The 26516-nt window shown below is 63.1% G+C and carries 25 protein-coding genes; 17 read left to right on the top strand and 8 right to left on the bottom strand.

What is annotated here, in order from left to right:
- The first annotated feature begins 57 nt into the window (after positions 1-57).
- The 5 genes from AC788_RS14885 (at position 58) to AC788_RS14865 (ending at position 2579) form a co-directional block, all read left to right on the top strand.
- Positions 58-357: a hypothetical protein gene (locus AC788_RS14885; RefSeq protein WP_049861361.1), complete on the top strand. Its 300-nt coding sequence runs from the start codon at positions 58-60 to the stop codon at positions 355-357.
- Between the two features lie 179 nt (positions 358-536).
- A complete protein-coding gene (locus AC788_RS14880) occupies positions 537-836 on the top strand; it encodes a hypothetical protein (RefSeq protein WP_049861360.1) in 300 nt (99 codons plus the stop codon).
- A 111-nt stretch (positions 837-947) separates the two neighbouring features.
- Entirely contained in the window at positions 948-1241 is a 294-nt protein-coding gene (ihfB, locus tag AC788_RS14875; protein WP_049861359.1) for an integration host factor subunit beta, read from the top strand.
- Positions 1242-1262: 21 nt separating this feature from the next.
- Entirely contained in the window at positions 1263-1613 is a 351-nt protein-coding gene (locus AC788_RS14870; protein WP_082223684.1) for a lipopolysaccharide assembly protein LapA domain-containing protein, read from the top strand.
- 117 nt (positions 1614-1730) lie between these two features.
- A complete protein-coding gene (locus AC788_RS14865; RefSeq protein WP_049861358.1) occupies positions 1731-2579 on the top strand; it encodes a DUF2242 domain-containing protein in 849 nt (282 codons plus the stop codon).
- A 21-nt stretch (positions 2580-2600) separates the two neighbouring features.
- Here AC788_RS14865 and AC788_RS14860 read toward each other — a convergent pair whose 3' ends face one another.
- Together AC788_RS14860 and AC788_RS14855 are read right to left on the bottom strand one after the other, a co-directional pair.
- Positions 2601-3620: an AraC family transcriptional regulator gene (locus tag AC788_RS14860; protein ID WP_049861357.1), complete on the bottom strand. Its 1020-nt coding sequence runs from the start codon at positions 3618-3620 to the stop codon at positions 2601-2603.
- A 4-nt stretch (positions 3621-3624) separates the two neighbouring features.
- Positions 3625-4740 (bottom strand): nitrilase-related carbon-nitrogen hydrolase, encoded by a 1116-nt coding sequence (locus AC788_RS14855; protein ID WP_049861356.1) that lies wholly within the window; start codon positions 4738-4740, stop codon positions 3625-3627.
- A gap of 188 nt (positions 4741-4928) precedes the next feature.
- Between AC788_RS14855 and AC788_RS14850 the strand changes: the two genes are divergently transcribed.
- Together AC788_RS14850 and AC788_RS14845 are read left to right on the top strand one after the other, a co-directional pair.
- Positions 4929-6965 (top strand): NADPH-dependent 2,4-dienoyl-CoA reductase, encoded by a 2037-nt coding sequence (locus AC788_RS14850; RefSeq protein WP_049861355.1) that lies wholly within the window; start codon positions 4929-4931, stop codon positions 6963-6965.
- Between the two features lie 65 nt (positions 6966-7030).
- Complete coding sequence (locus AC788_RS14845) at positions 7031-7921, top strand: 1-aminocyclopropane-1-carboxylate deaminase/D-cysteine desulfhydrase (RefSeq protein WP_049861354.1); 891 nt, start codon at positions 7031-7033, stop codon at positions 7919-7921.
- 4 nt (positions 7922-7925) lie between these two features.
- Here the strand turns inward: AC788_RS14845 and AC788_RS14840 are convergent, their stop codons facing one another.
- Positions 7926-8474 carry a cytochrome b gene (locus tag AC788_RS14840; protein WP_049861353.1) on the bottom strand — a complete coding sequence of 183 codons (549 nt, stop codon included), beginning with the start codon at positions 8472-8474 and terminating at the stop codon, positions 7926-7928.
- Between the two features lie 71 nt (positions 8475-8545).
- Positions 8546-9493, bottom strand: a complete 948-nt coding sequence (locus tag AC788_RS14835; protein WP_049861352.1) for a DUF1853 family protein — start codon at positions 9491-9493, stop codon at positions 8546-8548.
- 167 nt (positions 9494-9660) lie between these two features.
- On the opposite strand from AC788_RS14835, the gene AC788_RS14830 reads away from it, so the two are divergent.
- The 7 genes from AC788_RS14830 to AC788_RS14800 all read left to right on the top strand — a co-directional run bounded on the left by AC788_RS14830 (position 9661) and on the right by AC788_RS14800 (position 17555).
- Positions 9661-10554, top strand: a complete 894-nt coding sequence (locus tag AC788_RS14830) for an NAD(+) kinase (protein WP_043187749.1) — start codon at positions 9661-9663, stop codon at positions 10552-10554.
- Positions 10551-11525 carry a metallophosphoesterase gene (locus tag AC788_RS14825; protein ID WP_442965544.1) on the top strand — a complete coding sequence of 325 codons (975 nt, stop codon included), beginning with the start codon at positions 10551-10553 and terminating at the stop codon, positions 11523-11525. The genes AC788_RS14830 and AC788_RS14825 overlap by 4 nt, the downstream gene beginning before the upstream one ends.
- Positions 11522-12394, top strand: a complete 873-nt coding sequence (locus AC788_RS14820) for a rhomboid family intramembrane serine protease (RefSeq protein ID WP_049861350.1) — start codon at positions 11522-11524, stop codon at positions 12392-12394. The genes AC788_RS14825 and AC788_RS14820 overlap by 4 nt, the downstream gene beginning before the upstream one ends.
- Before the next feature lie 288 nt (positions 12395-12682).
- A complete protein-coding gene (locus AC788_RS14815; protein ID WP_049861371.1) occupies positions 12683-13780 on the top strand; it encodes a carboxynorspermidine decarboxylase in 1098 nt (365 codons plus the stop codon).
- A gap of 27 nt (positions 13781-13807) precedes the next feature.
- Positions 13808-15052, top strand: coding sequence for a saccharopine dehydrogenase family protein (locus AC788_RS14810; RefSeq protein WP_049861349.1), 1245 nt, complete (start codon positions 13808-13810; stop codon positions 15050-15052).
- A 231-nt stretch (positions 15053-15283) separates the two neighbouring features.
- Positions 15284-16381 (top strand): alpha/beta hydrolase, encoded by a 1098-nt coding sequence (locus tag AC788_RS14805; protein ID WP_197979055.1) that lies wholly within the window; start codon positions 15284-15286, stop codon positions 16379-16381.
- A 46-nt stretch (positions 16382-16427) separates the two neighbouring features.
- Positions 16428-17555, top strand: coding sequence for a catalase family protein (locus tag AC788_RS14800; RefSeq protein ID WP_049861369.1), 1128 nt, complete (start codon positions 16428-16430; stop codon positions 17553-17555).
- A gap of 29 nt (positions 17556-17584) precedes the next feature.
- On the opposite strand, the gene AC788_RS14795 is transcribed toward AC788_RS14800, so the two are convergent.
- The 3 genes from AC788_RS14795 to ydiJ all read right to left on the bottom strand — a co-directional run bounded on the left by AC788_RS14795 (position 17585) and on the right by ydiJ (position 22691).
- Entirely contained in the window at positions 17585-18754 is a 1170-nt protein-coding gene (locus AC788_RS14795; protein ID WP_049861348.1) for a PAS domain-containing sensor histidine kinase, read from the bottom strand.
- Positions 18751-19566 carry an alpha/beta fold hydrolase gene (locus AC788_RS14790; protein WP_049861347.1) on the bottom strand — a complete coding sequence of 272 codons (816 nt, stop codon included), beginning with the start codon at positions 19564-19566 and terminating at the stop codon, positions 18751-18753. Before AC788_RS14790 ends, AC788_RS14795 begins: the two co-directional genes overlap by 4 nt.
- A 95-nt stretch (positions 19567-19661) precedes the next feature.
- The gene (ydiJ, locus tag AC788_RS14785) at positions 19662-22691 is read right to left on the bottom strand and encodes a D-2-hydroxyglutarate dehydrogenase YdiJ (protein WP_082223683.1); all 3030 of its coding nucleotides are present in this window, start codon (positions 22689-22691) and stop codon (positions 19662-19664) included.
- Positions 22692-22892: 201 nt separating this feature from the next.
- Between ydiJ and AC788_RS14780 the strand changes: the two genes are divergently transcribed.
- The 3 genes from AC788_RS14780 (at position 22893) to AC788_RS14770 (ending at position 25453) form a co-directional block, all read left to right on the top strand.
- A complete protein-coding gene (locus AC788_RS14780) occupies positions 22893-23798 on the top strand; it encodes a LysR substrate-binding domain-containing protein (protein WP_049861346.1) in 906 nt (301 codons plus the stop codon).
- A gap of 233 nt (positions 23799-24031) precedes the next feature.
- Positions 24032-25165, top strand: a complete 1134-nt coding sequence (locus AC788_RS14775) for a metallophosphoesterase (RefSeq protein WP_049861345.1) — start codon at positions 24032-24034, stop codon at positions 25163-25165.
- Positions 25166-25243: 78 nt separating this feature from the next.
- Positions 25244-25453 (top strand): DUF2945 domain-containing protein, encoded by a 210-nt coding sequence (locus AC788_RS14770; protein ID WP_049861344.1) that lies wholly within the window; start codon positions 25244-25246, stop codon positions 25451-25453.
- A gap of 130 nt (positions 25454-25583) precedes the next feature.
- Here the strand turns inward: AC788_RS14770 and yghU are convergent, their stop codons facing one another.
- Entirely contained in the window at positions 25584-26423 is an 840-nt protein-coding gene (gene yghU / locus AC788_RS14765) for a glutathione-dependent disulfide-bond oxidoreductase (RefSeq protein WP_049861343.1), read from the bottom strand.
- Positions 26424-26516 lie beyond the last annotated feature (93 nt).

The following is a 26516-nucleotide window of genomic DNA, read 5'->3' as shown; positions in this document are numbered from 1 at the left end:
ACTTAAAAGTGCCTGGGAGGCTCAAAGGCATAAGTGAATACCCAAGGACCTCCAGGGATGAAAACCGTAGTAACCGCGATGCTGTTCGTAGTAGTTGGCCTGACGTCCGGGTGCTCCACCACATCGGTGGTCAAACGAGATTATCGGGGCATGCAGGCGTTGCAAATCAACTGCAGTGGCTTGGGTTCGTCATGGGGCAAGTGCTATGACAAGGCCCATCAATCGTGCCGCTCGGCAGGCTACAAGGTCTTGGCAAAGACATCGGATGTCAAGGAGGACCCGGAGGATGGCTTCCTGGGCTGGAATCCCGGCATGGCCAGTCGGACCATGTTCGTGCGCTGCAACAGCCAGGGATGACAGGTCAAAGCGGTGTTGTACGAATAGTTACAATCTTCCGAGTCATCGCACTGAAACCCGCCTGAAGTAAATTAGCAATCGGCCAGCTACTTGGATAGGGTAGGTGGCCTGTCGTTGTTGATCGATTTCGCCGTTACTCCTGAACCCGTGTCCATCCTGAAGTAGACAAGGCCCGAGTCATGAAATTTACCTTGCTCATCGCAGCATTGCTGCTGGTGACCGCCTGCGCCGCCACCTCCACCTCCCACGGCAAGCGTGGCAACCGCGGATTGCACATCAACTGTTCGGGACTCACTTCGTCCTGGGCGCAATGCGAGAAAGAAGCCGAGTCCGCCTGTGGACCTGCGGGCTACCGCACCTTGGCCAAGTCCAGTGATGCCAAGGAAGACCCCGATGACTACGTCTTCGGTCTCAACCCTGCCGGTTATTCCACGCGCAGCATGATCGTCAAATGCCGCAAGAGCAGTGCGTTCAAATAGTGCACCGACAACTGATTGCGAAGAAGTCAAGAGTCGGGCTGTTCAAATCTGTCAAGCCATGCTAAAACCTTCTAAGCGCTGATCTAGCTGCTTGATAAAGAAGGGAAAAATATGACGAAGTCGGAATTGATCGAACGTATTGTCACCCATCAAGGTCTACTTTCATCCAAGGATGTGGAACTGGCCATCAAGACCATGCTTGAACAAATGTCCCAGTGCCTTGCCACGGGTGACAGGATCGAGATACGCGGTTTCGGCAGCTTTTCCCTGCACTATCGCGCGCCGCGTGTCGGGCGTAACCCGAAGACAGGTCAGTCAGTAAGCCTGGATGGCAAGTTCGTTCCGCATTTCAAGCCCGGCAAGGAATTGCGCGACCGGGTGAACGAGGATGAAGAACTCGTTTGATCGACGTTGAAGGAGAAGGCTTTGCGTAATCTCAAGAAGTTGCTGCTGGTGCTGATCTTCCTGGCAGTCGCCGCTGCCGTGCTGATATTCGTGCTTGAGAACCAGCAGGCCGTCACCCTGAGCGCTCTTGGGTGGTCCAGTCCTTCGTTGCCGGTTTCTGTCTTCGTATTGGCAGGTGTGCTCGCAGGCATGGTGTTGGGCCCGTTGTTCGGTTGGTATATCGCAGCCACCAGCAAGTATCGCTGGCGCAAGCAGTTGCGTGCCAAGGCTCGCGCCGAGCAACGCGCCGCACTTGCGACCGTGCCTCTTGATTCTGCAGCCGCTACTGGCGCTCCTGCGCAGCCTGTGACTCAGCCGCCTGCAGTGAGGTAAGCACGCAGTCCATGGAAACATTGCGTATCACCGCACGTCCTGATTGAACGGTATTTCATGCGCCGCATGCGCATGTTCTGTTGCACAATAGCCGCAGACTGTTTTCCAGGACTCCAAATGTCACTCCCATTTCCTTTCGGACGTCGCCTCCCAGGCGCCTTGCTGGCAATTGCATGGCTTGGCCTGGCAGGGTGTTCCTCACCCAAGACCGCCATCTACGAACACGAAAACTTTGCCGACTCGGGTACGTTCTCGCGCAACTATCCCGTCAGTGACGTAGCATCCTGCGAGGCCGCCCGGCGAGGATTGCTCAGTCAGGGCTACATCATCACCAGCAATGATCCGCGCCAGGTCAGCGGCCACAAGAGCTTCCAGCAAACCGGCGAGAGTCATCTGGAAATCAGCTTCAACGTGGTCTGCGTAGCCGATGCCAGCAGTGATCACAGTTCCACCGTGTTCGCCAACGCCCTGCAGGATCGCTACGCGCTGAAGAAGGTCAACAACTCCGCAAGTGTGGGCGTGGGGGTGCTGGGTTCGGTGTCGATGCCGATCGGGTCCACCGACGACTCCATGGTCAAGGTGGCCAGTGAAACAGTGGCGTCGGATACGTTCTACGACCGCTATTTCGCCCTGGTCGAGAGCTTCATGCCGGTCAAAGCCAAGAAAGCGGCAGCGCCGCAGCCAGCCCAGGATGAGCTGGGTGTGCCCGACACCGCACCCGCTACTTCCCTGGCGCCTGCGGTAGCGGCGCCATCGGCTGCGCAAACGCCGTTGGCGCAGCCGACGCCGCCTGCCATCCAGGCGCCTCAGGTAGACGCGGTGCCTGAACAGGAGGCCTCGCAGCCTGTGGCACCTCCGGCGCAACCGGCACCGATCGAAATCATGACACAGCCCGAAACGCCGCAGGCAGTCCCCGATGCCGCCCCTGAAACGCCTGCCGCCGACACGCCTGTCTCGCAGCCTTGAAGACCATGTACGTACGGGCCATCAACGGTTCGTGCGGCGGTACTCTCCGGGCGTGACTGCGCACCAGCGCTTGAACGCACGCTGGAAGGCTTCGGCCGAGGTGAATCCCAGTAGATAGGCAATTTCGCCGAAGGCCAGCTCGGTGTCACGGATGTAGGTCTGTGCCAGGTCCCGGCGGGTGTCGTTGAGAATCGAGCGAAATTGGGTGCCTTCTTGGGTCAGCTTGCGGCGTAGGGTCCAGGCCGGCATTTTCAGGCAAGCGGCGACTTCGTCCAGCGTGGGCTCGCGCCCGCCATTGAGCAAGGGGCCGAGCAGCTGGCTGACCCGTTCGGCCAAAGTCCGGATACGGGTCAGCCGTTCCAGCTCCTGCTCGCACAGTTGCAACAGATGCTGCCAGGTGCTGGGACAGTGCTCGGGGTTGCGCAGGCTGAGGCTGGCGTGGGTGAGACGCAGTTGATTGTGCTCGCAGCCGAAGCTGGTGTTGGCAGGGTAGTGATCGGCGTACTGCGGCGCGGCGAACTCGATCTCCAGCCGCTGTGCACGCACTTCCTGCCCCGCCAGCACGCTCAGTTGCCGCAGCCAGCCGGTCAGCAGCGAATCCACAACGAACCGGTTGTAGGCGTTGTAGGGGCTGATCGAATAGAAACGTAGCCAGGCGCCTTCGCGGTCTTCATGAAAGCTCGACTGTCCACGGTAGTTGGCTGCATACAGTGCTTCGAAGCGAATCAGCGTACGGGCGGCTTCGCGCACCGTTGGCGCCTGTGCGGCCGTGATACCCGCCAACCCCGCCTGGCTCAAGCGACTGGCCTGACCGATGCGCAGGCCCAGGGCAGGGTCGCCGGTGAGTGCGATGGCCGCATGCCCCAGGCGCATATAGCGGGCGATGGTCAACCGTGCACCGGCCACGTTGAGCCGACTGGGCTCCAGTCCGTATTGGGCCAACAGGGGTAAGGGGTCATGACCGTGGCTACGTACTGCCTCGGCCAGGCTTTGAGTGAAGCCGACCGACAGGTCGCCGAGTTTGATGCGCTGGCCCGTCACGCGCCTAGAGCCACAAGTTGATCAGGCGCGCGCCGCGCCCATCGCCGACTTGCCCGAACCGTTCGCGCTGGCGCGCGAAACTTTGCCCTTCGTAGAACTGATTCCAGAAATGCCCGCCCATGAACACGGTCATGCTGGCCAAGGGCGCGCTGGCTTCGCTCAGACGTTGCCAGGCGTGTGCCTCGCTGACTTCGCGAGATGACACGGCGACATCGGTGGGCGCCGGGCTGATGCGGAAGCCACGCCACGGGCTGGACCAGCGGCCCCGGCCCAGCACCGATGCCGGCACCGCCAGCAGTTGCACGTCCTGCCGGCGTAGTTGGGCGTGACTGGCCGGGTGCCAGCTGTCGGTGCCTATCAGTACGGCGAGTTTTCCGGCCGGGGTGTCGAAAACGTTGAATGGCGCATCGCCCAGGGATTGCACATAGCGCCGGGTAGGGTGACTGGTAAAATGCTGGAGCTGCGGCTGACCGAGGATGGAGCCATCGGTGGCGAACACGACGCTGGCGTTGTACAACGGCCCGCTGTCGGTTCGCAGGCGACCGTCGGCAACCGAAGGCTTGGGCAGAATGATGGAGCCCGCGACCAGCGTCACACCGAACTGCCTGGCGAGGCCGCCGAACAGTTGCTGGTATTGATCGGCCATGCGCGCCGCCTTCATGCGCAGGTAGGCGTCGGCGAAGCGGTCGTCGCCATGGGCTTGGACCAATCCGGCGAGCAGGTCCAGCGGGTTGCTGGCGGCGAGCCATTGTTCGGCATCGCGGCGTTGCGCGGCCTGGTAGAACTCGTTCTTCTCGCCCACGGCCCACAACCAGGTGCCGATGTGCTCGGGCAGCACGACGATGGTCTTGCCGTTGAGCAGGCCGGCGTCCTGGGCGTGTTGCAGATAACCGGCCAGTTTCAGGCGCAGGCGTTCGACACTCTGGTAGTCCGCCGGGAACAGTTCGGGCTGAACGCCCAGTAGATTGCCCCGCCCGGCCGGCACGCCGTCGACCCCCTCGAACGTGACGCGCAGGTCCGACAGGTAGTGGCCCACGGGCCGCTGGGTCGTCCACAGCGCATAGGTGGTCAACGCCGCCAGGCAAAGCAGGGCGACCACGGACATCAGGATTTTGCGCATGAGGGACAACAATCAGCTCCTGTTGGTGAATCCGCACTAGGGTAGACGTCGCGTGCGGCATGATCAATGACTTGTCATTTCTGGTCATTGAGACAGACGGCTCGGGTCTTTACTGTCAGACACTCGTTGTGACCGAGCCCGCTGAAAGAGGCTTGGCACCTATCCGTGATCCTGCCTGTGGAGATCCCATGGCCGCTGCTCCCTATCCTCATCTGCTGGCACCCCTGGACCTGGGTTTCACCACCTTGCGCAACCGAAGCCTGATGGGTTCCATGCACACCGGTCTTGAGGAAAAACCGGGCGGGTTCGAACGCATGGCCGCGTATTTCGCTGAACGTGCGCGGGGTGGAGTGGGCCTGATCGTCACTGGCGGCATTGCACCGAACGAAGGAGGCGGAGTGTATGCCGGGGCGGCCAAGCTGAGCACGCCTGAGGAGGCGGAAAAGCATCGGATCGTGACCCAGGCGGTGCACGCGGCCGGCGGCAAGATCTGCCTGCAGATCCTGCATGCCGGGCGTTATGCATACAGCCCCAAGCTGGTGGCGCCGAGCGCCATTCAGGCGCCGATCAACCCGTTCAAGCCTCATGAACTTGATGAAGAGGGCATTCAGAAGCAGATCGCTGACTTCGTCGCCTGTGCTCGACTGGCCCAGTCGGCAGGCTATGACGGTGTCGAGATCATGGGCTCGGAAGGCTACTTCATCAATCAGTTCCTGGCAGCCCACAGCAACCAGCGTACCGATCGCTGGGGCGGCAGCTACGCCAATCGCATGCGCCTGGCGGTCGAGATCGTCAGTCAGGTCAGGCAAGCAGTCGGTCGCGAGTTCATCATCATCTTCCGCCTGTCCATGCTCGACCTGATCGAAGGCGGCAGCATCTGGGAGGAAGTGGTCGAGTTGGCCCAGGCCATCGAGGCGGCGGGCGCCACGCTGATCAACACCGGTATCGGCTGGCACGAAGCACGCATTCCGACCATCGCCACCAAGGTGCCCCGCGCGGCGTTCAGCAAGGTCACGGCGAAGTTGCGCACGGCGGTGCGGCTGCCGCTGATCACCACCAATCGCATCAACACCCCGGAGGTAGCCGAGCGCATCCTGGCCGATGGCGACGCGGACATGGTATCGATGGCGCGGCCATTTCTGGCCGACCCTGAATTCATCAACAAGGCCGCTGCCGACCGGGGCGACGAGATCAACACCTGCATCGCCTGTAACCAGGCCTGCCTGGATCATACCTTCGCCGGCAAGCTGACCAGTTGCCTGGTCAACCCGCGCGCCTGCCATGAAACCGAGCTCAATTATCTGCCCGTGACCCAGGTGCGCAGGATTGCCATCGTCGGTGCCGGCCCGGCCGGGTTGGCGGCGGCCACGGTGGCGGCCGCGCGCGGCCCTGCGGGGACGCTGTTCGACTCGCGCGACGAGATCGGCGGTCAGTTCAACGTGGCCAAGCGCATTCCGGGCAAGGAAGAGTTCAACGAAACCCTGCGCTATTTCGATCGCAGGCTGACGCGCCTCGGCGTGGACGTGCGCCTGGGCGCGCGGGTCGACGTAGCCGCGCTGACAGCCGGAGGTTTCGACGAGATCGTGCTGGCCACGGGCATCGCCCCTCGGCTGCCGGACATCGAGGGTATCGACCATCCCATGGTGCTGGGTTACCTGGACGTGCTGCTGCAACGGCGCCCGGTGGGGCCGCGTGTGGCAGTGATCGGCGCCGGTGGCATCGGCTTCGACGTCAGCGAGTTCCTGGTGCATCAAGGGCCGTTCACCAGCCTTGATCGTGAGGCATTCTGGAAGGAGTGGGGCATCGACCTGACGCTGCACGCTCGCGGCGGTGTGGCTGGGGTTGCGGCGCAGACCCACGCGCCGGCGCGCGAGGTCTACCTGCTGCAGCGCAAGGCGGGCAAGGTGGGTGAAGGCCTGGGCAAGACCACCGGCTGGATCCATCGCGCCGGGTTGAAGAGCAAGGGCGTGCGCATGGTCAACGGGGTCGAGTACCTGAAGATCGATGACGCCGGCCTGCATGTGCGCGTGGCCGGGGGCGAGCCGCGGGTGCTGGCGGTGGACAACGTGGTGATCTGCGCGGGGCAGGATCCGTTGCGCGAGCTGGAACAGGGGCTGATCGAGGCCGGGCAGCGAGTGCACCTGATCGGCGGTGCGGACGTGGCCGCTGAACTGGACGCCAAACGCGCCATCGACCAGGGCTCGCGCCTGGCAGCCGTGCTGTAGAATGAGCAGCGCGCCGGGTCGGTCCCGGCGCCGCTGCATTCTCACGTCCAGCTTGTCAGGCCCCCATGCTTCTTGATCTACCACGCGCCCCGTTACACCCCTTGCGATTGTCCTGGCTCGCCGAGGCCGGCATCGAAGCGGCCGTACTCCGGCTCGACCTCATCGATCCGCTGATCAGCGGCAACAAGTCGTTCAAGCTCCAGCATCACCTGCTGGCCGCTCAGGCTGCTGGCTGCAGGGGGCTCATCAGTCTGGGCGGTGCGCATTCCAACCATCTGCATGCCCTGGCGGCGGCCGGTGAGCGCCTGGGTCTGCGCACGGTCGGCTTGCTGCGCGGCCACGCCCAGGTGACGCCGACCGTGATTGACCTGCAGCGGTGGGGAATGGAGCTGCACTGGTTGGGTTACGAGGGGTATCGACAGCGCCACCGGGAGGATTTCTGGGCACCCTGGCAGGCACGCTACCCCGATCTGCTGCCGGTGCCCGAGGGTGGCGGAGGGTTGCTGGGGGCCAAGGGGTGTGCAGCTCTGAGGGTTCAAGTGCAGGCGCAACTGGCAGATATCGGCTGGGACGATTTCGAGGCATGGTGGCTGGCCGTGGGTACCGGTACGACTCTGGCCGGCTTGGTCCTCGCCGAAGGCGGGCAGCGTCGGGTTTACGGAGCGCTGGCGGTCGGGCCGGGACATGGTGCGCAAGAGCAGGTGAATGCGCTGTGCGGCGAACGGGGTCATACCCTGCTCGATGCCAGTCGCGGCGGCTTTGCCAAGATGGACAGCGCGCTGCTGGCGTTCATGCGCGACTGCGAGGCCGAGGCGGGTATTCCCCTGGAGCCGGTGTACACGGCCAAGGCGTTGTGGGCCTTGCGCGAGGCGGCAACGGCGGGCGTGCTCGCCGCAGGCAGCCGCGTGGTGTTCGTGCACACCGGCGGCCTGCAGGGTTGGCGGACCTCGCCGTGACGTTTCAGTCGCGCTGCGGCAGCATGCGGCGCAGGGTATTGTCGCCGCGCAGATAATGATGGCCCAGGCCCAGCAGACCGTGCAGGCCGATCAGCCAATAGCCCCAGCCGGCGATGCGCATGTGCCATTCCTGCAGGCGCCCACCGAGGTCACGGTCCTCGCCGATCAGGTGAGGCAACTCGATGCCCCATAACGATATGGGCCGGTTCTGCGCGCTGAGGATCAGCCAGCCCAGCAACGGCAGGCCGATCATCAAGGCGTAGAGTGCGAGGTGCATCAGGCTGGCCAGGCGGGTCTGCCAGGCGGGGAGAGGCGGAACGATGCGCGGGGTGACGCCCAGGCTTCGTGCCAGCAGACGCAGCCACACCAGCAAACCCACGCTCAGGCCCAGCATGAAGTGAAACTGCACGATCAGTGCGCGCGCGCCGCTGCCTCGTGCGAATTGTCCGCGCAACTCGATACACGCATAGGTGGCGGCCAGCAGGACCAGCATCGACCAGTGAAGGGCGATGGACAGGCTGCCGTAACGCGCGTGGGTGTTTCTCCAGGTCATCGGGCGACTACTCGAGCGGTCATGCACAGGGTATCGGGCCGGCCGTGGACATCTTTAGCCAGCTCCGTGCTTTACACGCCCGGCAGGGCTGGCCAGGGGTCGGCGACCAGGAAGACCCGCTCGGCTTCCTGCCAGTCACCATGAGCGTCGTGGGTCAGACGCACGAGCATCTGCGCGGCGGCGAGTGGGTCCAGTTGCTGCAGCCAGGCGTTGAGCTGGTCGGGTGCCCAGGCGTCGGCGGCAGCGAGGCGAGCCGGTGCCAGCCAGGCATCGCGCGGCAGCGGCTGCCAGCGCCCGTCCGGGCGTTGCTCGACGAAGATCGGCCAATCGCGCTGATGCACCCAGCGTCCGCGCAAGTGGTCGGGGTGGGCATGTTCGGGCGCGCTCGCTGCACCTGGCCAGGGGTAGAACAGGTAGCCGGCCAGCCACAGGTGGGCGTCGAACTGCTCTATGCCCAGGTCGTGCAAGGCTTCGCGGCCCTGACTGGACGTGGAAATGGGCAACTGATGCTCGGCCAGGTGGTTTAGCTTGCGACCCAGCCGATCCTGGGTGTTGGGGCCCAGCCACTGAAAGGCATCATGGCCATCGGCGGCCACCGGCCCCAGGTACAGCTTGATGGCCAGTTCCAGGTGATGTACACCGTCGCGGTCGCGAATCACCATGTCGAGCTCGCCCAACGTGTGTCCACCCTTGCGAATCGGCAGGTTGGCGGCAAGCAGCTCGATACCGGGCGCTTGGCGCAGGGCGAATTGCCACAGGCGTTCGTAGTACAGGCCAAGGCGCCGCGTGGGGGCCTGGGCCAGCCAGTCGACCAGGGGTTGGCTGGCATCGTCCAGGGCCAGCAGCCACGCCTGCAAGTCTTCGGGCCGTTCGGCCCAGCGGCTGCCGGCCAGGGGATGGCGTTGCGTCCAGGGCGCTGTGTGCAGCAGCGGCGGGGCGAGGATGACCCACGCCAGATCGCGCACCTGGGGCTGGCGCAGGTGGCGCGGGAAGTCGGCGAGGGCGGCAAATGGATTCATGGGACGATCCCGGTCAATGGCGCGGTGGCTGAAAGGGTTTTGTGCGGCAACGGCTTTACTCCATAATCCAGATCCGTATTTGTGTCCGCAACCGCTGGTTGCGCGACAGCGTTGTGGAATGTGCCTGGCGCATCCCGATAGCCAGAACAGACCCGAGCAGGAGCCTCATGGAGCAATTTCGCAATATCGGTATCATCGGCCGCCTCGGCAGCTCGCAGGTGCTCGATACCATTCGCCGCCTCAAGCGCTTCCTGCTGGACAGGCACATGCACGTCATCCTCGAGGACACCATTGCCGAAGTACTGCCCGGCCACAACCTGCAGACGTCTTCGCGCAAGATGCTCGGCGAAGTCTGTGACTTGGTGATCGTGGTCGGCGGCGACGGCAGCCTGCTGGGTGCGGCACGGGCGCTGGCGCGGCACAACACCCCGGTGCTGGGGATCAACCGCGGCAGCCTGGGCTTTCTCACCGACATCCGTCCCGACGAACTCGAGGTCAAGGTGGCCGAGGTGCTGGACGGGCACTATCTGGTCGAGAACCGTTTCCTGCTCGAGGCCGAAGTGCGCCGGCATGGCGAGGCCATCGGCCAGGGCGATGCGCTCAACGACGTGGTGCTGCACCCGGGCAAGTCGACCCGCATGATCGAGTTCGAGATCTACATCGACGGGCAGTTCGTCTGCAGCCAGAAGGCCGACGGCCTGATCCTCGCCACGCCGACCGGCTCGACCGCCTACGCACTGTCGGCGGGCGGGCCGATTATGCATCCCAAGCTCGATGCGATTGTGATCGTGCCCATGTACCCGCACACGCTTTCGGGTCGGCCGATCGTCGTCGATGGCAACAGCGAGATGAAAATCGTTGTCTCAAAGAACATGCAGATCTATCCGCAAGTCTCATGTGATGGCCAGAACCACTTTACCTGTGCTCCGGGCGATACCCTCACGGTGCGCAAGAAATCGCAGAAACTGCGCCTGATCCACCCGCTGGACCACAACTATTACGAAGTGTGCCGGACCAAACTCGGCTGGGGCAGCCGGCTCGGCAACACCGGAGGCGATTGATGCTCGACCCGGCGCGAAGTTATGACCTGATCGGCGATGTGCACGGTTGCGCACACACCCTCGAACATCTGCTCGACAGGCTGGGCTATCGCAAGCAGGGCGGCGTCTGGCGCCATGGTTCGCGCCAGGCGCTGTTTCTCGGCGACATCATCGATCGCGGGCCAAGGATCCGCGAGTCCCTGCACATCGTTCATGACATGGTGGTGGCCGATCAGGCGCGCTGCATCATGGGCAATCACGAGTTCAACGCCCTGGGCTGGAGCACGCCGGCCCTGCCGGGCAGTGGCAAGCACTATGTACGCGAACATGTGCCACGGCATGAACGCCTGATTCAGGAGACCCTCGACCAGTTCGCTCAGCACCCTGGTGACTGGCATGATTTTCTTGGCTGGTTCTACGAGTTGCCGTTGTTTCTGGATGCCGAACGCTTCCGGCTGGTGCACGCGTGCTGGGACGCAGGCCTTATCGAGCCGCTGCGCCGACAGCACCCGGATGGCTGCATCGACGCGCATTTTCTCCAGGCATCGGCGGTCAAGGGTAGCTTTGCCAGCCAGGTGTTCGACCGCCTGCTGCGCGGCACCGACATGCGTCTGCCCGGTGGTCTCACCCTGACTGGGGCCGACGGCCTGAGTCGGGCCTTCTTTCGCACCAAGTTCTGGGAAGACGATCCGCAAACCTACGGTGATGTGGTGTTTCAGCCTGATGCGCTGCCAGACGAGGTGGCCTGCGCGCCGTTGAGCGAAGAGCAGAAGAACGCCTTGCTGCGCTATGGAGTCGACGAGCCGTTGCTGTTCGTCGGCCATTACTGGCGCAGTGGGCGACCGGCGGCGATACGGCCCAACCTGGCTTGCCTGGATTACAGCGCGGTGCTGTACGGCAAGTTGGTGGCGTACCGTCTGGACCAGGAAACCCGAATCGATCCGCGCAAGTTCGTGTGGGTCGAAGTCGAACGCCCGGAGGCGTTTTCATGAGTGCAATCGCCGTATTGCGTCTGCCGCTGAGCACTGACCTGAGTGGTTTCGTAGGTTTGCTGAGACGTCTGAAGGTGCCCCATCGGGTCAGTGAAGAGCAGGGTAACCAAGTGCTTTGGGTGCCCGACGAACGCCTGGCGCAGGATATTCGCGACCTGTACCAGCGCTATCCGGAAGGCAACGCCGAAGTCGATCCGCAATTGATGGCCCGGCATGCGCCGGTGCAGAGGCCGGGTTTCGTGCAGCAGCTCAAGGCCAGCCCGGCCACGGCTGCGGTGCTTCTGGCGTGCCTGGTGGTGGCGGCAGTGACCCTGCTGGGGGACAACCTGGGCAGTCTGCGCTGGCTGACCTTTCTCGACTTTCAGGTGCAGGGCGAGTACCTCTACTTCACGCCGCTGGCCGATACCCTGGCGAGCGGGCAGTGGTGGCGTCTGTTCAGCCCCATGCTGATCCATTTCGGTTTGCTGCACCTGGCGATGAACGCGCTGTGGTACTGGGAGCTGGGGCGGCGTATCGAAGCGTTGCAGGGGCGGATCAATCTGCTCGGGCTGACCCTGTCGTTCAGCCTGGTCTCGAACGTGGTCCAGTACCTGGTCAGTGGGCCGAGTTTGTTCGGCGGGTTGTCGGGGGTGCTGTATGGCTTACTCGGGCACTGCTGGCTGTACCAGTGGCTGGCGCCCAACCCGATCTACCGTTTGCCCCGTGGTGTGTTGGTCATGATGCTGATATGGCTCGGGCTGTGCCTGAGTGGGCTGGTGAGCGTGCTGGGCTTCGGCGAAATTGCCAATGGTGCGCATGTCGGCGGACTGTTGATCGGCTGCGCCACGGGCCTCATGGGCGGCCTGCTGGCCCGGCGCAAGTCCCGGTAAGCGTGTCGGCGGTGTGCCTGATGTTGCGCGGCGAGGCCGGACGCGGCTCGCGCCGCTGCTACAGGGGCGCGGGAGCCGCGTCGGTGGTGTAGGCGGTGTGAGGCCGGACGTGGTTTGCGCCGCCATGTGGCAGCGGTGCAAGCCGCATTGGTGGTGGGTGCGGTGTGTCCGGTGCTGCGGTCGGTGGGGTGGTATCGCGTGGAAATCGGGCGGTCGCTCTTTCGGTCCGAGGTAACTGAAGGCACAATGCGGGTCCTTTTTTTGGCTGGCCATGCCGGGGGCCTCGAAATGATCAATACGCCGTACTACCTCATCGACAAACAGAAGCTCCTGGGCAACCTGGAAAAGATCGCCTACGTGCGCGAACAGTCCGGGGCCAAGGCTTTGCTGGCGCTCAAGTGCTTCGCCACCTGGTCGGTGTTCGACCTGATGGAGCAGTACATGGACGGCACCACCTCGTCGTCGCTGTACGAGCTCAAGCTGGGTCGGCAGAAGTTCGCCGGTGAAACCCACGCCTACAGCGTGGCCTGGGCCGACGACGAGATCGAAGAGATGCTCGCCAACTGCGACAAGATCATCTTCAACTCGATCGGCCAGCTGCAGCGATTTGCCCAGGCTTCGCAAGGCAAGACCCGCGGCCTGCGGGTCAACCCGCAGGTCAGCAGTTCCGACTACCTGCTGGCCGATCCGGCGCGGCCATTCAGCCGTCTGGGCGAATGGGACCCGGTCAAGGTCGAGGAAGTGATCGAGCAGATCTCCGGCTTCATGTTCCACAACAACTGCGAGAACGGCGACTTCGCCCTGTTCGACAAGATGCTGGGGACCATCGAGGAGCGCTTCGGTCATCTGTTGCACAAGGTGCAATGGGTCAGCCTCGGCGGCGGCATTCATTTCACCGGTGAAGGTTACGCACTGGACGACTTCTGCGCCCGGCTCAAGGCCTTTTCGCAGAAGTACGGCGTGCAGGTGTACCTGGAACCTGGCGAGGCGGCGATCACCAACAGCGCATCGCTGGAAGTCACCGTGCTCGACACCCTCTACAACGGCAAGCACCTGGCCGTGGTCGACAGCTCGATCGAAGCGCACATGCTCGACCTGCTGATCTACCGGCTCAATGCCAAGCTGGCCCCCAGCAGTGGCGAACACACCTACATGGTGTGCGGCAAATCCTGCCTGGCCGGCGATATCTTCGGCGAATACCCGTTCGAGCGTCCGTTGGCCATCGGTGATCGCCTGTCGTTCGTCGATGCCGCCGGTTACACCATGGTCAAGAAGAACTGGTTCAACGGCCTGAAGATGCCGTCCATCGTAGTGAAACAACTCGACGGTACAGTCGAGATGGTTCGTGAGTTTGGTTTCGAAGACTACCTGTCCAGCCTTTCGTAAGCGGACAGCCGAGGAGAAGTGAATAAATTGAAGAAGAACGTTCTTATCATTGGTGCAGGAGGTGTCGCCAAGGTGGTGGCCCACAAGTGCGCGCAGCACAACGATGAACTTGGTCGTATTGCCATCGCGTCGCGCAACATCTCCAAATGCCAGGCCATCATCGACAGCGTCAAGGCCAAGGGCAGCCTCAAGCAGCCCGCCGACATCCAGGCGTTCGCGCTCGATGCGCTGGACGTCGAGGCGACCAAGGCACTCATCGTGCAGACCGAGTCGCAGATCGTCATCAACGTCGGTTCCGCGTTTCTGAACATGTCGGTGCTGCGCGCCTGCATCGACACCGGCGTGGCCTACCTGGACACCGCCATCCACGAAGAGCCGGGCAAGGTCTGCGAAACGCCGCCCTGGTACGGCAACTACGAGTGGAAGCACCTGGAAGAGTGCCAACAGAAGAACGTCACCGCCATCCTGGGCGTGGGCTTCGATCCGGGCGTGGTCAATGCCTATGCGGCGCTGGCGCAGCAACAGCATTTCGATCGTATCGATTCGATCGATATCCTCGACGTCAATGCCGGTTCCCACGGCAAGTATTTCGCCACCAATTTCGATCCGGAAATCAATTTCCGGGAATTCACCGGGCAGGTCTGGAGCTGGCAGAACAGCCAGTGGACCAGCAACACCATGTTCGAAGTCAAGCGCACCGACGATCTGCCGGTGGTGGGTTCGCAGAACCTGTACCTGACCGGGCATGACGAAGTGCACTCGCTGTCGAAGAATCTCGATGTGCCCAACGTGCGCTTCTGGATGAGCTTCGGTGAGCACTACATCAATGTGTTCACGGTGCTGAAGAATCTCGGTCTGCTGTCGGAGCAGCCGGTGAAGACCGCCGAAGGTCTGGAAGTGGTCCCGCTCAAGGTGGTCAAGGCGGTGTTGCCGGATCCCTCGTCTCTGGCGCCGGGCTACACCGGCAAGACCTGCATCGGCGATCTGGTCAAGGGCAGCCGCAATGGGCAGCCCTTTGAGATGTTCATCTATAACGTCGCGGACCACGAAGAAGCCTACGCCGAGACCGACAGCCAGGGCATTTCCTACACGGCCGGTGTGCCGCCCGTGGCTGCCGCCCTGCTGGTTGCCCGTGGCGAATGGGACGTGCAGCGCATGGCCAACGTCGAAGAGCTGCCCGCAGAGCCGTTCCTCAAGGCGCTCGACGCCATGGGCCTGCCGACGCGCATCAAGGACGCCTCCGGCGACCGCGCCTGGGACGCCACTGCGTAAGTCCCGCCAACCGCGACCCCTGTAGCAACGGCGCAACCTGCGTCAGGGGTCGCCCAGTTTTTCCAGACACACCTCTGTGGCCGATGATGCGGTTTGCGCCGCTGCTACAGGGGTCGTGGTATTTGGAGGACTACCGTCGGTCTGAGTGCAGGTGAGAATTTTGGAACATCAAGTTGCTATCAGCGGCCTGATATTCCGTGACGTTCCCACTCTCGTGCGAGGCAAAAAACAATGATCAAGACTGACCGTAAGTGGATGGTAGCGCTGTGCGCTGCTGGCGTGGCAATGGCTTTGAGCGGCTGCGCGCGTGATCCGGAAAAACGCTCGGTTTCCGAACTCGCCGTGAGCGGTACCAAGAGCATGTTCCGCACCGATTCGGACATGCAGACCGTCCTGAACAAATTCGCCAGCTTCGACGCCAAGGCCGTGGAGAAAATCACGGCCGTCGAGGCTCGGCAGCAACCCACCATTGCCGATGCCGTCAAAGGCGTGCTCGCTGATGAGAAGCGTGACAGCACTCCGACCGCCCTGGTCCCTGGTGTGACCACTCGTGATATCACCGTACCGGGCGCAGCAGGCGCACTGCCGGCTACCGTCTACACCCCCGAAGGCAAAGGACCGTTCCCGGTGGTCCTGTACTTCCACGGTGGCGGCTGGGTATTCGCCGATCGCAAGGTGTATGACGGTGGGGCGCGCGGTATTTCCAAGCAGGCTAACGCCGTGGTCGTGTCCGTCGACTACCGTCGCGCCCCTGAGAACAAGTTTCCCGCGGCTCATGACGATGCCTTGGCAGCCTATCGCTGGCTGAGCAAGAACGCTTCCGCAGTCAATGGCGATGCCAAACGTCTGGCACTGGCTGGCGAAAGCGCCGGCGGCAACCTCGCTGTGGCAACCGCAGTTGCAGCCCACAAGGCCGGTCTGACCGAGCCCAAGCATGTGCTGTCGGTTTACCCGGTGGCTCAGTCGAATACCGAGACCGAGTCCTATCGCAAGTACGCCGATGCCATGCCGCTCAACCGTCCGATGATGCTGTGGTTCATCGACAACGTGACCAAGGGTCCGGCTGACGTGAAAGACACACGCATCGATCTGGTCCATGCCGACTTGAAGGGCTTGCCGCCAGTGACAGTCATCAACGCCGAAATCGACCCGCTGCGCGACGATGGCGCCGAGCTGGAAAAGGCGCTGCGTACTGCGGGTGTCAGTGTCGAGCGCAAGGTTTATCCCGGCGTGACCCACGAATTCTTCGGCACCGCTGCAGTGGTGAAAAAAGCCGAGGAAGCCCAGATGTATGCAGGCGAGCGTCTGAAAGCCGACCTGGCCAAATAATAAAGATCCAGCGTGATAACCGTACGACCAGAGCAGAGGCATGCACATGAACCATTCTTCGGATAACCCATTGGCTGACCGTCCACTGCCGGAAGGTGGATTGACCGTCACTCCGCTGGTGTTTGAGCCTTCATTCGAGCAAGTGCCCGATGACGAGGCTGAAACCAGCCAAGAGCTTAACCAGGTGATGCGCAGCATCCTGGATACGACGTTCGAAGACGGCGGCCACGCGTTGCGTGGCGTGCATGCCAAGGCTCACGGGCTGGTAAGGGGTCATATCACGGTACTCGAGGGTCTTCCTGCGCCTTTGGCGCAGGGCGCCTTTGCCGTCCCTGGCACACTGCCGGTGGTGATGCGCTTTTCCACCAACCCTGGTGACATTCTGGACGACAAGGTTTCCACACCTCGCGGCTTGGGGCTGAAGATCGTTGGCGTTCAGGGCGAGCGTTTGCCGGGCAGTGAAGGCGATGTGACCCAGGATTTCGTGATGCAGAACGCCAAGGCGTTCACCGCTGCCACGCCAAAGGCGTTCTTGAAGAGTCTCAAGCTCTTGGCCAAGACCACAGACAAGGGTCCTGGTCTGAAGAAGGCGTTTTCGGCGCTGCTTCGTGGCGTGGAGTCGGTGATCGAGACCATGGGCGGTGAAAGCGGTACGCTCAAGAGCATGGGCGGGCATCCGCTGACCCATGTGCTGGGCGAGACCTTCAACACGGTCGTGCCGTTTTTGTACGGTAACCACTACGCCAAGCTGGAAGTGGTGCCAGTAGCCCAATCGCTGACCGATTTGACCGATCAACCCGTCGATCTGGACGGCAAGCCAGACGGACTGCGTGAAGCGGTCACCGAATATTTCGCAACCCAGGGGGGTACGTGGGAAGTGCGTATCCAGCTGGCAACCGACCTTGATGAAATGCCGATCGAGGATGCCTCAAAGCAATGGTCGGAAGAGCTGAGTCCCTTCGTGACCGTTGCCCGTATCGAAGTGCCGGCCCAGGCCGCATGGTCGGAGGAAAGCATTCAGACGATCAACGAGCGGATGTCGTTCAGCCCTTGGCATGGTCTGGCGGCGCACCGTCCCCTGGGGGGTGTCATGCGTGTGCGCAAACCCGCCTACGAGATGTCATCCGGCTTTCGCGCCACCCACAACGGTTGCCCGATGCACGAGCCGCGCTGAGGTTTGGGCAGCCGGTCTGCCGATGGCGGTCAGTGACCGCCTGAGGCATACGCCGGAAAACGCACGGCAAAGGTGGTCCCTGCCTGTGCGGTAGAAACGACCTCGACCACACCCCCGTGGGCTTTGGCGATCTCGCTGACGATGAACAGCCCCAACCCGACACTGCGTACTTCGCGACCCGCTTCAGCTCCTCGCGTCATGGGGGAAAAAATCGTGCTCAGCTGGGTTTCCTCGATCGGATTGCCGACATTGTGCACGGCAATTTCCACTGTTCCCTGTGCTGCCGACACTCGCACGTCGATTGGGCTGGCGCCATCGCCATAAGTCACCGCATTCGAGACCAGATTGCCGAGCAATTGCGCCAGACGGTCCGCGTCCGCCTGGCAGAACAAGGCTTCGTCGCTGGCGCTGAAAGCGATTTCGCGGTGTGGGTGAAGCAGGCGCAACGAGGCGACGGCGGCCGCGATGACACGGTCCAGTTGGATGGGTGCGCGGCTCACCGCCAAACCCTGGCCAATTCGCGCCTGGGTGAAGTCCAAGAGGTCGTTGATCAGGCGTTGCGAACGTGTCGTGGCCTCCCCGATGTGGCCGAGCATGGTGTCCTGCCGTTCGGTCATGTCCTGCGAACGCAGGTACTGCGCTGCCATGGACACGACCTGCAACGGGTTGCGCAGATCGTGGCTGACGATGCCGATCATCTGCTCGGCGAACAGTGCGCGATCTACGGCGAGCTCGCGCTGTCGATTCAGTTCGTGTTCCAGCACCACATGCCGCTGCAGGGCGTCCTCGGCCTGACGCTTGGCCTGCAGCAGTTCCTGTTCGAAACGCATGCGGTCAGCCACGATGAACGCCGATACGGCGTTGAGCACCTGGCCTTCATGCTCGCGTCTTCCGGCATTGAGTACCATCGGCGCGACAGTGCCTTGCGCGGTCAAGAAGTCCAGTTTGACCTCGGTGATGAAACCTTGCATCGCCAGCAATGGCATCCAGTGCGTCTGGTAGAACATGCGACCACCTACGGTCAGTAGTTCCTGCAGCTTGCGTGTGCCGATCAGTTGCTCGCGGGTATGGCCCAGCCATTGGCAGAACGTCTGGTTGACCTCGAGGATCAAGCCCTTTTCGTTGATGAGCAGCAGGGCGCAGGGAGCCTGTTGATAGAGCGCCTCGGCATTCGGGATGCCCGTGGCCTCGACGCTCATGCGGGCAGATGGCCGCAGGTCTGGTCGAGGAAGGTCTGGATGGCTTCGATGCAGGCGGCAGGCTGGCTCAGGTGCGGGCAGTGGCCTTCGTTCTCGACCAGCACCATGCGGCAATCGTCGATCACTTGAGTCAGGTATTCGCCAACGGCCCTGGGCGCGATGAAGTCGTCGGAAGACTGGATGACCAGTACCGGCTCACGTAACTGGCGTACGTCTTCGCGGCTGTCGGTGAGGAAGGTCACACGCGCGAAACGCTTGGCGATGTTCGGGTCGGTCTGGCAGAAACTGTTGGTCAGTTCGGCGCCCAGTTCCGGCGTTTCCGAGTTGCCCATGATGCGTGGCGCCATCGTGCTGGACCAGCCCAGGTAGTTGCTTTCAAGGGTCGAAAGCAGGGCGTCGATGTCGTCGCGGGTGAAGCCGCCCGGATAGTCTTCGTCGGTGATATAGGACGGCGAGGGGCCGACCATGGCGTGGGCACTGATCAGACCGGGGCTCAGGTTGGCGGCCATGACGCCGGCCATCGCGCCGACCGAATGGCCAATGAACACCACCGGACCCTGTTTGAATTCCTGGATGATTTCGACGATGTCCTCGGCATAGCCCGCCAGCGTCGAGTACTTGTCGATGTCATAGGCGGCAACATCGGACTTGCCGCATCCGACCATGTCGAACAACACGGTGCGGTAGCGCTTGGCAAAGGTAGGTTCGACCATGCGCCACATGTTCTGGTCGCAGCCAAACCCATGAGCGAACACCAGCGTCAGAGGCCCTTGGCCCTTGACTACCACATTGTTGCGAGCCTGGACGGACATCCGAGAAATTCCTGTGTGCGCAAGCGAGCATGCGGGGTCGATTAGCCGCCTAGTCTACCCGAGCATAGTCACCAACGTCAGGCTCGCCAGCGTTTTCAAACGGTGTTTTTTCTCACGTGTTCCAGCAAGGCCTGTAGCGGGTGACGGACCGTGTGACCTTCTTCGCGTTTGACCTGGCTGCGGCAGGAATAGCCGTCGGCAAGCAGATTGCCCGAGCCCTGGTAGCGGGCCAGCAACGGCTGCCAGGATTGCCCGTAGATGACCTTGGAGGTGGCGACGTTGCGCGCTTCATGGCCATAGGTGCCGGACATGCCGCAGCAGCCGCTGGCCAATACCTGCAGGGTCGCGCCCAGACGGCTGAACACCTGTTGCCAATGGGTGATGCTGTTCGGCTCGTTGGTCTTCTCGGTGCAATGCGGCAACAGCTGGTAGACGCCGCCGGTGCCGGGTTCGCCGGTCTGCGGCAGTACCTGGGCCAGCCATTCCTGGGGCAGCAGAACGGTCGGTGCCTGGTCGTGCCCCAGGGTTTTCGCGTACTCCTGGCGGTACACCAGGGTCATGGCCGGATCCAGGCCGACCAGAGCGATGCCGCTGGCCTGCAATTGCCGCAGCGACTGGGCGTTGTGCCGGGCGGCCTTGTCGAATGCACCGAGAAAGCCCTGCACCTGCAACGGCTTGCCGTTGGCGGCGAAGGGCGCCAGGTAGATGTCGAAACCCAGCCGCGAAATCAGCTCGAGCCAGTCGGCCATTACCGGCGTGTCGAAGTAGCGGGTGAAAGCATCCTGCACCAGGATCACGCTGCGCTGACGCTGCTCGGGGGTCAGCCGGGCGAGACGATCGGCGGTCGCCGCGCGCACGTTCCAGTCGCGACAGTGAGCCTGGAAATCGACCAGGCTCAGCAGCGGGCTGTCGACCATGCCGGCCACGCGTTGCAGCGCCTGTTGCACCGGCGCGAAGGACATGACCGCGTTGTAGGCGCGGGGAAAGCGCGCCAGGTACGGGATGCTGAATTCCAGCGAGCCGATCAGGTAATCCTTCAGCGGTCGCAGATAGCGCCCGTGGTACAGCTGCAGAAAGCGCGCACGGAATTCCGGCACGTTGACCTTGACCGGGCACTGCCCCGCGCACGACTTGCAGGCCAGGCAGCCGGCCATGGCGTCGTACACCTCGTGGGAAAAGTCGTCGCGGCCCATGCGCCGGGCCAGGCTGTTGCGCGCACGCTGGAACAGGTTGCCGCCCGCGCTCTGCAGCACGTTGGCGCCGTGCAGGCCCTGCAGGCGCAGCCATTCGCGGATCAGCGAGGCACGGCCCTTGGGCGAATGAATACGGTTGCGTGTGGCTTTCCACGACGGGCACATGGCGTCGTTCGGGTCGAAGTTGTAGCACGCACCGTTGCCGTTGCAGTGCACGGCGCTGTCGTAGCTCTGCCAGACCCGCTCGTCGATGGTGCGGTCCAGCTCGCCACGCAGGGTCACTTCGTCGACCTGGGTCAGTCGCGCATCGGCGACACTGGCCGGTGTGGCGATCTTGCCCGGGTTGAGCTGGTTGAAGGGATCGAAAGCGGCCTTGAGTGCCTGCAGGGCCGGATACAGCTCGCCGAAGTACTCGGGCACGTATTGCGAGCGCAGGCCCTTGCCGTGCTCGCCCCAGAGCAGGCCACCGTGCCGCTGGGTGAGCGCCGCGACCTCGTCGGAAATAGGCCGGATCAGGGCGGCCTGGCGCGGGTCCTTCATGTCCAGGATCGGCCGCACGTGCAGCACGCCGGCATCGACATGGCCGAACATGCCGTACTGCAGGCCGTGACCGTCGAGCAAGGCACGAAACTCGCCGATGTAGGCCGCCAGGTTCTGCGGCGGCACGGCGGTGTCCTCGACGAACGGCTGCGGCCGGGCTTCGCCCTGAACGTTGCCGAGCAGGCCCACGGCGCGCTTGCGCATCGCGTAGACCCGGCTCACCGCCAGAGCGCCGACCGCCAGCGTGTGACCCAGGCGCTGCACCGTGGTGTCCTGCTGCAGGTGGGCAATGAACTGTTCGACACGCTGTTCGACGACGGCCAGGTCGTCGCCGCTGAATTCCACCAGATTGATGCCCAGAGTCGGCGCCTGTGCGTCGGTGGGAAAGTATTCGGCCACGCCATGCCAGACGATGTCGTTCATGGCCAGCAGGAGGACCTTGGAGTCCACGGTTTCGATCGACAGCGGCTGGTGCGCCATCAAGGCATTGGCGTCGTTGAGCGCGTCCATGAAGCCGGCATAGCGCACATTGACCAGAATGGAATGCCTGGGGATCGGCAGCACGTTGAGCTTGGCTTCGACGATGAAGCCCAGCGAGCCTTCCGAGCCGCACAGTACGCTGTTGAGGTTGAAGCGTCCGTCCGCTTCGCGCAGGTGGGCCAGGTCATAGCCGGTGAGGCAGCGGTTGAGTTTGGGGAAGACCGCGTCGATCAATTCGGCCTGCTCGTCGGCGATGGTCGCGGCGCACCGATAGACCTCGGCGATGCGGCCGTCGCCCGCGCGGTTGGCTTGTAGCTGCGACGCGTCGAGGCTGTGGCTGTGCAGGCGCTCGCCGCCTAGCAGCAGGGTCGTCAGCTCCAGCACGTGGTCGCGGGTCTTGCCGTAGGTGCAGCTGCCCTGGCCGCTGGCGTCGGTGTTGATCATGCCGCCGATGGTCGCGCGGTTGGAGGTCGACAGCTCGGGGGCGAAGAACAGTCCATGGGGCTTCAGGGCCGCGTTGAGCTGATCCTTGACCACGCCGCTCTGGACTCGCACCCAACGCTCTTCGACGTTGATCTCCAGCACCTGGTTCATGTGCCGGGACAGGTCCACCACCAGGCCATCGGTCAGCGACTGGCCGTTGGTGCCGGTGCCGCCGCCGCGTGGGGTCAGCACTACACTGCGATGTTCCGGCTGGCTGGCCAGGCGGGTCAGGAGCTGCACGTCGGCCTCGTGCCGAGGGAATACGGCGGCCTGGGGCTGGCGCTGATAGATCGAGTTGTCCGTGGCCAGCACCGTGCGCATGGCGTAGTCGTCGACGATCTCGCCCTGGAAGCCTGCACGTTCAAGCTGACGCAGCAGTGCCTGATAGGGCGCGAGGGGAGCTTTCTGACGGGACAGTTCGGCGATCATGGCAGTCGGAATCCGGCGGGGCAGTGGATTTGCATTCGAAACAGGCATGTGTGCAAAGGGCGAGGCGCGCGGTGATCGAGTTCGAAGAGCCGATGGTATCTACCGCAGGGGCCTTGCATCATGACGTGCGTGACCGTATTTTCGCCGACACGGGCCCACCGGGCAAACGTATATCCTTCGCTTTTTGCATGAGCTCAATGAATGAATCCTCGACGGCTCACACCTTCCATGTCGTTGCTGCTGGCGTTCGAAGCTGCGGGTCGCCACGGCAGTTTCACCCGGGCGGCGGCCGAACTGGCCTTGACTCAGAGCGCGGTGAGTCGGCAGGTGCAGGCCCTCGAAGCGCTGCTGGAGGTGGCGTTGTTCAAACGTGAAGGCAGGCACATCGAGTTGACCGCAGCAGGCGCGCTGTACCAGCACGAGCTGGCTGGCGCCCTGGCGCGGATTCGCGGCGCCACCCTGCAGACCATTTCCCATCGCATCGAGGCCGATACCCTGCACCTGGCGGTGCTGCCGACCTTCGCGTCCAAATGGCTGATGCCGCGGATGGGGGACTTCTATGGGCGCCACCCCGGCAGTCTGGTGCATCTTCATTCGCGCATCGTGCGCGGTGACCTGTCCGAAGGCGCGCAGGACATGAGCGCGATCATCTGCGCGGGGTCGGGGCAGTGGCCGGGCTATGTGGCGCATCGATTGCTCTCGGAGAAGCTGGTGGTGGTGGCCAGCCCCAAGGCCTTGCCCGCTCATACGCAGATGTCCGTGCAGGAGGCAGGGCGGCAGTTGCTCTTGGGCGTGGTGTCGCGGCCACACGCGTGGTCGGACTGGTTTGCCAGCGTCGGGTTGACCGGCTCGTCGACCCCGCGCCTGGGGCCGAGCTTCGAACACACGGCGCACCTGATCCAGGCGGTCATCGCCGGGATCGGCATCGGGCTGGTGCCGCGCATTCTGGTACAGGACGAAATCGCTCAGGGTGAGTTGGTGACCCTGTTCGAGCCCATGGAAAGCGGTCGCGGGTATTATCTGGCGTATCCCACCCACAATCAGCAACTGCCGTCGCTGGTGGCCTTTCGCGAGTGGTTGCTGTCCATTCCGTTTCCGGACAGTTGAGGTTGCAGGCCCGCAGACACCCCGATCCCCTGTAGCAGCGGCGCAAGCCGCGTCCGGCCTCACCGCAATTTGCCTGACACTCCGCGTGGATCGCCGACGCGGCTTGCGCCGCTGCTACAGGGGGGGCGCAGCGCATCAGGTGGGTCGAGGGGTTGCACACGTTCTGTAGCAACTCGCTGACAAACCATCGAAGGGGCCGGCTGTCAGAGTGCCACTGACCATGAGGAATAGCCGTGTTCCACATCTATGCGACTGTCGCGTTTCTGTATGTTGCGCTGCGCTTCATCTACCCATTGCCCCTGGCCACTGGCTGGCGTTTGCTGATCGGTCTGGTGCTGCTCGCCGCGTCCAAGTATCACCTGCTGATTCTGGCGTTCACCGGGACCATGTACTCGCCTGAAGTCCCCTATTGGGTGGCGTACAGCGCTGGCTGGGCCTGTACCGGGTTTGCCCTGCTGTTCGCTTTCGTGCTGGTACTGGATCTGGGCATCCTGCTGACCCGCCTGGTCCGTCGCCGCGCTTCGTCACGCAGCGCCCTGGCCAAATGGCGCTATGGCGTGGCAGCGCTGGCGGTGGTGGTCTCCGGCTTCGGTGTGGCCCAGGCCACTCGCGTGCCGGACGTGCGTCAGGTGGACATCCAGATACCCGGGCTGGCGCCGGCGCTGGATGGGTTCCGGCTGGTGCAGCTGTCCGACCTGCACATCAGCGTGCTGTTTCCCGAGCCCTGGGTGGACGAAGTCGTCACGCGCACCAACGCGCTGGCGCCGGATCTGGTGGTGATCACCGGGGACCTCATCGACGGCACCCTTCAGGCACGGGCCACCGACGTGCGACCGCTGGCGAAGCTGCGCGCCCGCGATGGCGTGATCGCGATTCCCGGCAACCACGAGTATTACTTCGGCAACGAAGGCTGGATGGCCAAGTTTCGCGAGGCGGGCATGCACAGTCTGATCAACCAGCATGAGGTGGTCGGCGATACACGCGGGCAACTGGTCATCGCCGGTATCACCGACAAGGTCGCCACCCGGTACGGAGGCAGCGCACCGGACCTGGATCTGGCCCTGCGCGGTGCACCGGCCGATGCGCCGATCGTGCTGCTCAACCATCGACCCGCCGGGATCGACCAGGCGATCGCCGCAGGCGTCGATCTGCAGTTGTCCGGGCACACCCATGGCGGGATGATTCGCGGTTTCGATCAGGTGGTGTCCAAGGCCAACGAGGGGTTCGTGTCCGGGTTGTACCGCCGCGCAGGCCTGCAGCTGTATGTCAGTAATGGCAGCGGGTTGTGGAACGGCTTTCCGATTCGTTTGGGGGTGCCGTCGGAAATCACCGAGTTCACCTTGCGCGCAGTGCCATCCGGACGTTGAGTCGCTATGTGGAGTGAATCAATGGAGTGCGTTGCACTCCTTTTCTTGAAGGGTTTTCATCACATGAGGAGCAAGACCATGAGCCATGCATTCAAGGTGGGTGACGCGGTGCGCTGGAATTCCGAAGCGGGGGAGATCCATGGCAAGGTGACCAAGGTTCACGTCAAGGACGTGGAGTTCATGGGCAAACACCGGCCGGCGTCCAAGGATGAGCCGCAGTACGAGGTCAAGAGCGACAAGACGGGTCATTCGGCGCTGCATCACGGCGATGCCTTGCACAAAGCATGAACGTCGCCTGCGCCCCGTGTAGCAGCGGCGCAAGCCGCGTCGGCGTTATACGTGGAGTGTCAGGCGTATTGCGGTGAGGCCGGACGCGGCTTGCACCGCTGCTACAGGGGCGGTGCAAGCCGGGATTGGGTTATTTGAAGTCGGCGGCGCTATGGCGTTCGGGGACTCGGGTCGCTTCATCGCCCCAGGTGCGGTTGACGCGTTGACCGCGCTGCACGGCGGGACGTTGGGCGATCTCTTCGGCCCAGCGCTGCAGGTGAGGATACTCGTCAACCGCCAGGAATTGCGCTGCGTCGTACAGATTGCCGCGCACCAGCTGCCCATACCACGGCCAGATCGCAATATCGGCCACGGTGTATTCGTCGCCGGCTATGAAACGTGTCTCGGCCAGTCGCTTGTCCAGTACATCCAGCTGACGCTTGGCTTCCATGGTGAAGCGGTTGATCGGGTACTCCAGCTTCTCCGGCGCATAGGCATAGAAGTGCCCGAAGCCGCCACCCAGATAGGGGGCTGCGCCCATCTGCCAGAACAGCCAGTTCATGGCTTCGGTGCGTGCTGCCACATCGGTGGGCAGGAACTCGCCGAACTTTTGCGCCAGGTAGATCAGGATGGAGCCTGACTCGAACACCCGCACGCCGGCACCTGCACTGTGATCCACCAGCGCCGGGATCTTCGAGTTCGGATTGATCTCGACGAACCCGCTGGAGAACTGATCGCCTTCGCCGATGCGAATCGGCCAGGCGTCGTATTCGGCATCAGCATGGCCCAGTTCCAGAAGCTCTTCGAGCATGATGCTCACCTTGACGCCGTTGGGGGTCGCCAGGGAATACAGCTGGAACGGGTGCTTGCCCACGGGCAGGGTCTGCTCATGGGTAGCACCAGCGGTCGGGCGGTTGGTCTTGGAAAACTGGCCGCCGGATTCCGCGTCGTGTTTCCAGACCTTGGGTGGAACGTAGGGGGTAGGGCTCATGAAGTGTGCCTCCTGATAGGGTTGAAGATGCACGCCTGGCGTGGCAAGTGGGCGATGAAGATAGGACTTGGCACAGGCGCGTACAGTTCATCC

The sequence above is a fragment of the Pseudomonas sp. RIT-PI-a genome (assembly GCF_001187875.1).
GTDB lineage: Bacteria > Pseudomonadota > Gammaproteobacteria > Pseudomonadales > Pseudomonadaceae > Aquipseudomonas > Aquipseudomonas coleopterorum.
Note: the sequence above shows the minus strand (reverse complement) of the source record. Positions and strands in the feature narration are given on the sequence as shown.